General features: G+C 34.0%; 7 protein-coding genes. 6 read left to right on the top strand and 1 reads right to left on the bottom strand.

The window, feature by feature from the left end:
• On the bottom strand, nucleotides 1-1,090 hold a 1,090-nt coding region (locus A9G12_RS02325; protein WP_141674093.1), incomplete at its 3' end, for a hypothetical protein.
• Between the two features lie 702 nt (nucleotides 1,091-1,792).
• On the opposite strand from A9G12_RS02325, the gene A9G12_RS02320 reads away from it, so the two are divergent.
• The 6 genes from A9G12_RS02320 (at nucleotide 1,793) to rimM (ending at nucleotide 6,060) form a co-directional block, all read left to right on the top strand.
• Entirely contained in the window at nucleotides 1,793-2,767 is a 975-nt protein-coding gene (locus A9G12_RS02320) for a mannose/fructose/sorbose PTS transporter subunit IIB (protein WP_065564269.1), read from the top strand.
• Nucleotides 2,768-2,788: 21 nt separating this feature from the next.
• Nucleotides 2,789-3,589 carry a PTS mannose/fructose/sorbose transporter subunit IIC gene (locus tag A9G12_RS02315; RefSeq protein ID WP_065564268.1) on the top strand — a complete coding sequence of 267 codons (801 nt, stop codon included), beginning with the start codon at nucleotides 2,789-2,791 and terminating at the stop codon, nucleotides 3,587-3,589.
• A 17-nt stretch (nucleotides 3,590-3,606) separates the two neighbouring features.
• Entirely contained in the window at nucleotides 3,607-4,518 is a 912-nt protein-coding gene (locus A9G12_RS02310) for a PTS system mannose/fructose/sorbose family transporter subunit IID (protein ID WP_065564267.1), read from the top strand.
• Between the two features lie 168 nt (nucleotides 4,519-4,686).
• On the top strand, nucleotides 4,687-5,058 hold the full coding sequence (locus A9G12_RS02305) for a DUF956 family protein (protein ID WP_065564266.1): 372 nt from the start codon (nucleotides 4,687-4,689) through the stop codon (nucleotides 5,056-5,058).
• 200 nt (nucleotides 5,059-5,258) lie between these two features.
• The gene (rpsP, locus tag A9G12_RS02300; RefSeq protein WP_065557501.1) at nucleotides 5,259-5,507 is read left to right on the top strand and encodes a 30S ribosomal protein S16; all 249 of its coding nucleotides are present in this window, start codon (nucleotides 5,259-5,261) and stop codon (nucleotides 5,505-5,507) included.
• 25 nt (nucleotides 5,508-5,532) lie between these two features.
• A complete protein-coding gene (gene rimM / locus A9G12_RS02295) occupies nucleotides 5,533-6,060 on the top strand; it encodes a ribosome maturation factor RimM (protein ID WP_255306396.1) in 528 nt (175 codons plus the stop codon).
• Nucleotides 6,061-6,072: the final 12 nt, after the last annotated feature.

The following is a 6,072-nucleotide window of genomic DNA, read 5'->3' as shown; positions in this document are numbered from 1 at the left end:
TTACACGAACAACCTTTCCTTGTGGTTCATTATTTTCTGCAGTTAACTCCAAGCTAACCCCTTCACCAACTTCTGGTTGAACTATTGCACCATTGGTATTAATAATTTTTTCTGCAGTAATTCCATCTACGATTAATTTGAAAAATAAATTATTTCCACCAACTGTCGGAAAATTACTTTCAGGAGTATTAACATCTTGTAATTTAAAACCATTTTTAGGATCCCATTGGTCTTCTGGTCCAGCATATTGCCCATCTCCGTGGGTTAAATTTGGCTGTGCATAACAAAATATAGGTTCAGTTGGTTTCGGGTAAATATAATAAGTATGGTTATTATTATCAATAGTGAATTTACTCGGGATTCCGTATTTTGTGCGTATTTCACCTTTATTTAATCCAACTGTTAATGAATATGGTGCTTCACAACTAGATAATTTTGCGGAAGGATTAGATTTGATTCGATTTGTGATGTCACGCCCATACTTATCTTTCCAGACTACAGTTAAAGAACCTTTAGCCTGAGGTGAACTTGCAGGGATTAATTCATCACCATCATCATCTTGCCAATAATTATAGGGTGCAACCAATAACTGATCAAAATCTACTTTTGGATAATTGGTATTGCCTTCAGAGGGGAATGGGACATAGGTTTTAATGCTATCAAAAGTATCAGATGTTTTCAAAATTATAGGATCATCTGCACTAGAGGTATCAACAATTGAATCAGGATAGACATCATGTTGGGTTGGTATAAGTGAAGTTCCATCAGGAAGTGTTATTCTAATTAAACCTAAAGCTGTTGCGGTAACCTCTCTAGTTACACCATCATTGAAAGTTAAATAAGGTAAAGAACCATTTATAGGATTTTTAGTTACTGCGGTTAAGGCTGAGCAAAAAAAGGGAAATAATAATAAAACTAGATTAAATACACAAAATTTAAACCTAATTTTACGAAGGAAAAACTTAATAAAAAGTAACGAACTAAACTTAAAAAGGTTATAAAAAAAACTGTTCAGAAAATTTGGTTGATCAAGTCCTTGTTTCCTTGTTTCCTTGTTAGATATTGTAGCATAAATATACCTTAAAATCAATATGTTATGTTTATATTTACTAATTTTTTGTATATTAATTCATTTAATATACAAATATAACCGTTTTAGTATACTAACTTAAGTAAAAAAATAAAAACGTATTTATATAAAGTTTTGTAAAGATAAATATAAAGTTATAAACGTTTTTACATATAAACCTTATATTAATTAATATATTTAATAACTATATTTATAATTTTTTAATAACTATATGCAAGTCGTTATTAATTATTCAGTAAAAAAACACTATTTCACAATATCTATACACACTTCATATTTAGCACTAACTTCTAAAAAATAATCATTTGCTTTCTTAAAAGGATGATCAATAATTAGCAAAAATCTATAACCAAAAAGAATAAAAATATACGTACTTTTATTTTGAAAAAGTGGAATATTTTTTCAACTTTAATTAAAATTCTCTGATAATATAACATTTTATTTAAAACAGAATTGTCACTTGAGGCCATAATTTAACAAAAAATACATAAAAATCAGCAATATAAACATATTTTTCACAAAAAATTATGTTGCTAATTATTTATAAAAATACATCTTTTAACAATAGAGTTTTAACTTTTTTAGTCACATATAATTGTTATATATTTTGAGACTTAAAATAAGTGAACCAATATAGTTTTAGAAATTAAATTTATAGTAACTTTATATTATCTAATAAGATAATAATTTGGAGGGAATCGTATGGTAGGGATTATTCTGGCAACTCATGGTGAGTTTGCAGAAGGTATTCTACAATCGGGAACAATGATATTTGGGGAACAAGAGAACGTTAAAGCCGTGACTTTGCACCCAAGTGATAGTCCTGAAAGTTTGAAAGAACGAATGTTAGCAGCAATAGCTACATTTGATAATCAAGATGAAGTATTATTCTTAGTCGATTTGTGGGGAGGTACACCATTTAATCAAGCGAATAATTTATGTGGGGCACATAGCAATTGGGCTATTGTTGCTGGTTTGAATCTACCTATGTTAATTGAGGCTTACTCTTCTCGATTATCAATGGAAACAGCTAAAGAAATTGCTGGTGCATTGTTAGAACCCGCAAAAGAAGGAATTCGAGCTACGGTTGAAACTAGCGCGCCTAAAAATGCAGCAGTTAAACAATCAAATACCATACCAGAAGGTACAGTCCTTGGTGACGGTAAAATGAAAATTGTTCTTGCTCGTGTTGATTCTCGTTTATTACATGGTCAAGTTGCCACTTCTTGGACTAAATCTACTAATCCTAACCGCATTATCGTTGTTTCAGATTCAGTTGCTAAAGATGATTTAAGAAAAAAACTTATCGAAGAAGCAGCTCCTCCTGGTGTAAAAGCCAATGTGGTGCCAATTAAAAAAATTATTGAAGTTGCGCACGATCCTCGTTTTGGCAATACTAAAGCATTACTTTTATTTGAAAATCCAGAAGATGTTTTACGAACTGTTGAAGGTGGTGTTGACATTAAAGAGCTTAATGTTGGATCTATGGCTCATTCAGTTGGCAAGGTGATGGTAAATAAAGTTTTATCCATGAATACTGATGATGTAGAAGCCTTTGAAAAGTTAAAAACCAAGAATGTAAAATTTGATGTTCGCAAAGTACCTAACGATTCTAGCAGTAATATGGATGAGTTACTGAAAAAAGCGAAAGAAGAATTAGCCGAACAAAAGAATTAGTTTTATTTAAGGGGTTATATTATGACGTTATCTATTATTGCTATCATTCTAGTGATAGTTGTTGCCTTCTTAGCGGGTATGGAAGGTATCTTAGATCAGTTTCAATTTCACCAACCGTTAGTAGCTTGTTCATTAATCGGGCTAGTAACAGGTAATTTAGAAGCTGGAGTTGTACTTGGTGGTTCATTACAAATGATCGCACTAGGTTGGGCAAATATTGGCGCAGCTGTAGCTCCAGATGCAGCATTAGCTTCCGTCGCTTCTGCAATAATTTTAGTTTTAGGTGGACAAGGTGTAGCTGGTGTATCAACCGCTATCGCTATTGCAATTCCACTTGCGGTTGCTGGACTATTCTTAACTATGATTGTACGAACTATCGCTGTTCCACTTGTTCATATGATGGATGCAGCAGCAGAACAAGGAAATATTCGCCGTATTGAATGGTTACAAATTCTAGGCATTTGTTTACAAGGATTAAGAATTGCTATCCCAGCTGCTGCTTTATTATTTATTCCTGCAGAAACCGTTAAACAAGCATTAAATGCAATGCCTGAGTGGTTAACCACTGGTATGGCTATTGGTGGTGGTATGGTAGTTGCTGTAGGTTATGCTATGGTAATTAATATGATGGCAAACCGTGAAGTATGGCCATTCTTCATCATCGGTTTTGTCGTTGCTGCGATATCACAATTAACCTTGATTGCATTAGGTGCATTAGGCATTGCATTAGCACTTATTTACCTAAGCCTTTCTGAACGTGGCAATTCATCAAATGGTGGCGATAAAGGTGACCCACTTGATGACATTTTGAATGATTACTAAGAATTTGGAGAACGAAAATGACAGATAGAATTCAATTAAGTAAAAAAGATCGTTTAGCTGTGGCTTGGCGTTCGACTTTTCTCCAAGGTTCTTGGAATTATGAACGTATGCAAAATGGCGGATGGGTTTATTCTATGATCCCAGCGATTAAGAAATTATATACTACTAAAGAAGACCGTTCTGCAGCACTTAAACGTCACTTAGAATTTTTCAATACTCACCCTTATTTAGCATCGCCAGTACTTGGTGTAACACTTGCCCTTGAAGAAGAACGTGCTAATGGTGCTGCTGTTGATGACGTAGCTATTCAAGGTGTAAAAGTTGGTATGATGGGACCTTTAGCTGGTGTTGGTGATCCAGTATTCTGGTTTACTGTTCGTCCTATGTTAGGTGCGCTCGGTGCATCATTAGCGTTAAGTGGTAACATTGTTGGGCCTATCTTATTCTTTTTATTATGGAATATTATTCGTTGGGGCTTTATGTGGTACACCCAAGAATTTGGTTACCGCACTGGCTCTAAAATTACTGATAACTTATCAGGCGGTTTACTACAAAAAATCACCAAAGGTGCTTCTATATTGGGGATGTTTGTACTTGCAGCCTTAGTGCAAAGGTGGGTATCGATAAAATTCCAACCAGTAGTATCAACAGTCAAATTAGATAATGGAGCATTTATTGATTGGAATTCACTACCTGATGGAGCTGAAGGTATCCAACAAGCATTAATACAATTGCAAAGTGGCTTAGCACTCACTCAAGAAAAGGTCACTACCCTTCAAAATAACTTAGATCAGTTAATTCCTGGTTTAGTACCGTTATTATTAACTTTCTTATGTATGTGGTTACTACGTAAAAAAGTATCACCTATTTTGATCATCCTTGGTCTATTTATAGTTGGTATTGTTGGTCATGTAATTGGCCTATTATAAGCGTAACACTTTGTTAAGATGTTTCAGGAGAGCATAATGTTTGAGTATAACATTATGCTCTTTATTTAGTTGGTGCTAATTGTGTCTGCACTTTATGAATCAATTTAGATTCTAGATAAATGCTGAGACTCTGATCACAAATTGACTAATCAATATGGATATTCAAATATGGTACAATCATTAAATACTAAAATCGATCTAACGGTCAAAGCTACTGCTTTTGTCGGTTTTTCTGAGTATGGCAATATTATGATTGGCGACAAAGCTTTCGAGTTCTATCATCAACGAGATAGCCGTAAATATATCCAAATTCCATGGAATGAAGTAGATTATGTTGTTGCCTCGGTTTTATTCGGTGGCAGATGGATACCTCGTTATTCGATTCAAACCAAACAAAATGGAACCTTCACTTTTGCATCTACAGATCCTAAAAAAGTCTTAAAAGCGATACGTGTATATATTGATGGACAAAAAATGGTAAAATCACTTGGCTTTTTTGATGTTTTAAAGCGCGCTTTTACTAGAAAAAATAAGAACTAACATAACCGCCATTAAAAATCGCTAATTCATTTTTATAACTTATCTATGTATATCAACTAATTCGCTTATATTATGAACTATTTCACTTGCTTTCAGCTAGAAACAGCCATTGCACTTTTTGCTAGAAAGGGTATAATTCTCGGGCTTTGATTTTGTCCGTGTTGGGCAAAAAAAAGATTTTTTTAATTTAAGAGGATGTTATGGTAACTATTCGTTTAGCTCGTGGTGGCTCTAAAAAGCGCCCTTTTTATCAAGTAGTTGTCACTGATAGCCGTAACCCACGTGATGGTCGTTTTATTGAGCGCATTGGCTTTTTTAATCCAATTGCACAAGGTAATGCCGAAGAATTACGTTTAGATCTTGATCGCGTAAATCATTGGGTTGGTTTAGGTGCAACTGTTTCTGATCGTGTTAATACATTGATCAAACAAGCACAAAAAGCTGCTTAATTAAGTAAAAATAGTAACTGTAATGATGAATACTGAGAATCTAATTGTTGTCGGCAAACTTGGTTCAAGCTACGGCATTCGTGGATGGCTCAGAGTTTTTTCGTTTACAGAAATTCCAGATAGTATTTTTGATTATACTCCTTGGTATATTCAGCGTGCTGGACAATGGCAAGAAGTAATCGTAGAAAGCTTTAAACCGCATAATCAAGACATGATTGTGAAGCTTACAGGCATAGATGATCGCGACCAAGCTAATGCATTAACTAACGCTGAAGTTTATGTTGATGCACAAAAATTACCGCAACTTGATAATGGTGATTTTTATTGGAAAGATCTGATTGGTTGCCAAGTGAAAACAATCAGTGGTTACAACTTAGGTCAGGTAACTGATTTAATGGAAACTGGTTCTAACGATGTATTGGTAGTAAAAGCGAATCTAAAAGATGCATTTGGAGCAACAGAACGTTTAATTCCTTTTGTTGAAGAACAATTTATTAAGCAAGTTGATTTAACAACAAAAATGATTGTGGTCGATTGGGATCCCGGTTTTTAATTAGTAAGGTAA

The organism is Gilliamella sp. wkB112, from assembly GCF_001690685.1.
Lineage (GTDB): Bacteria > Pseudomonadota > Gammaproteobacteria > Enterobacterales > Orbaceae > Gilliamella > Gilliamella apicola_J.
The sequence above is the reverse complement of the archived record's forward strand: the minus strand, read 5'-3'. Positions and strand labels throughout refer to the sequence as shown.

Coding starts and splice junctions, on each gene's coding strand:
- A9G12_RS02305 (WP_065564266.1), top strand. CDS start 4,687: ATGGTACAATCATTAAATACTAAAATCGATCTAACGGTCAAAGCTACT.
- rpsP (WP_065557501.1), top strand. CDS start 5,259: ATGGTAACTATTCGTTTAGCTCGTGGTGGCTCTAAAAAGCGCCCTTTT.
- A9G12_RS02320 (WP_065564269.1), top strand. CDS start 1,793: ATGGTAGGGATTATTCTGGCAACTCATGGTGAGTTTGCAGAAGGTATT.
- A9G12_RS02315 (WP_065564268.1), top strand. CDS start 2,789: ATGACGTTATCTATTATTGCTATCATTCTAGTGATAGTTGTTGCCTTC.
- A9G12_RS02310 (WP_065564267.1), top strand. CDS start 3,607: ATGACAGATAGAATTCAATTAAGTAAAAAAGATCGTTTAGCTGTGGCT.
- rimM (WP_255306396.1), top strand. CDS start 5,533: ATGAATACTGAGAATCTAATTGTTGTCGGCAAACTTGGTTCAAGCTAC.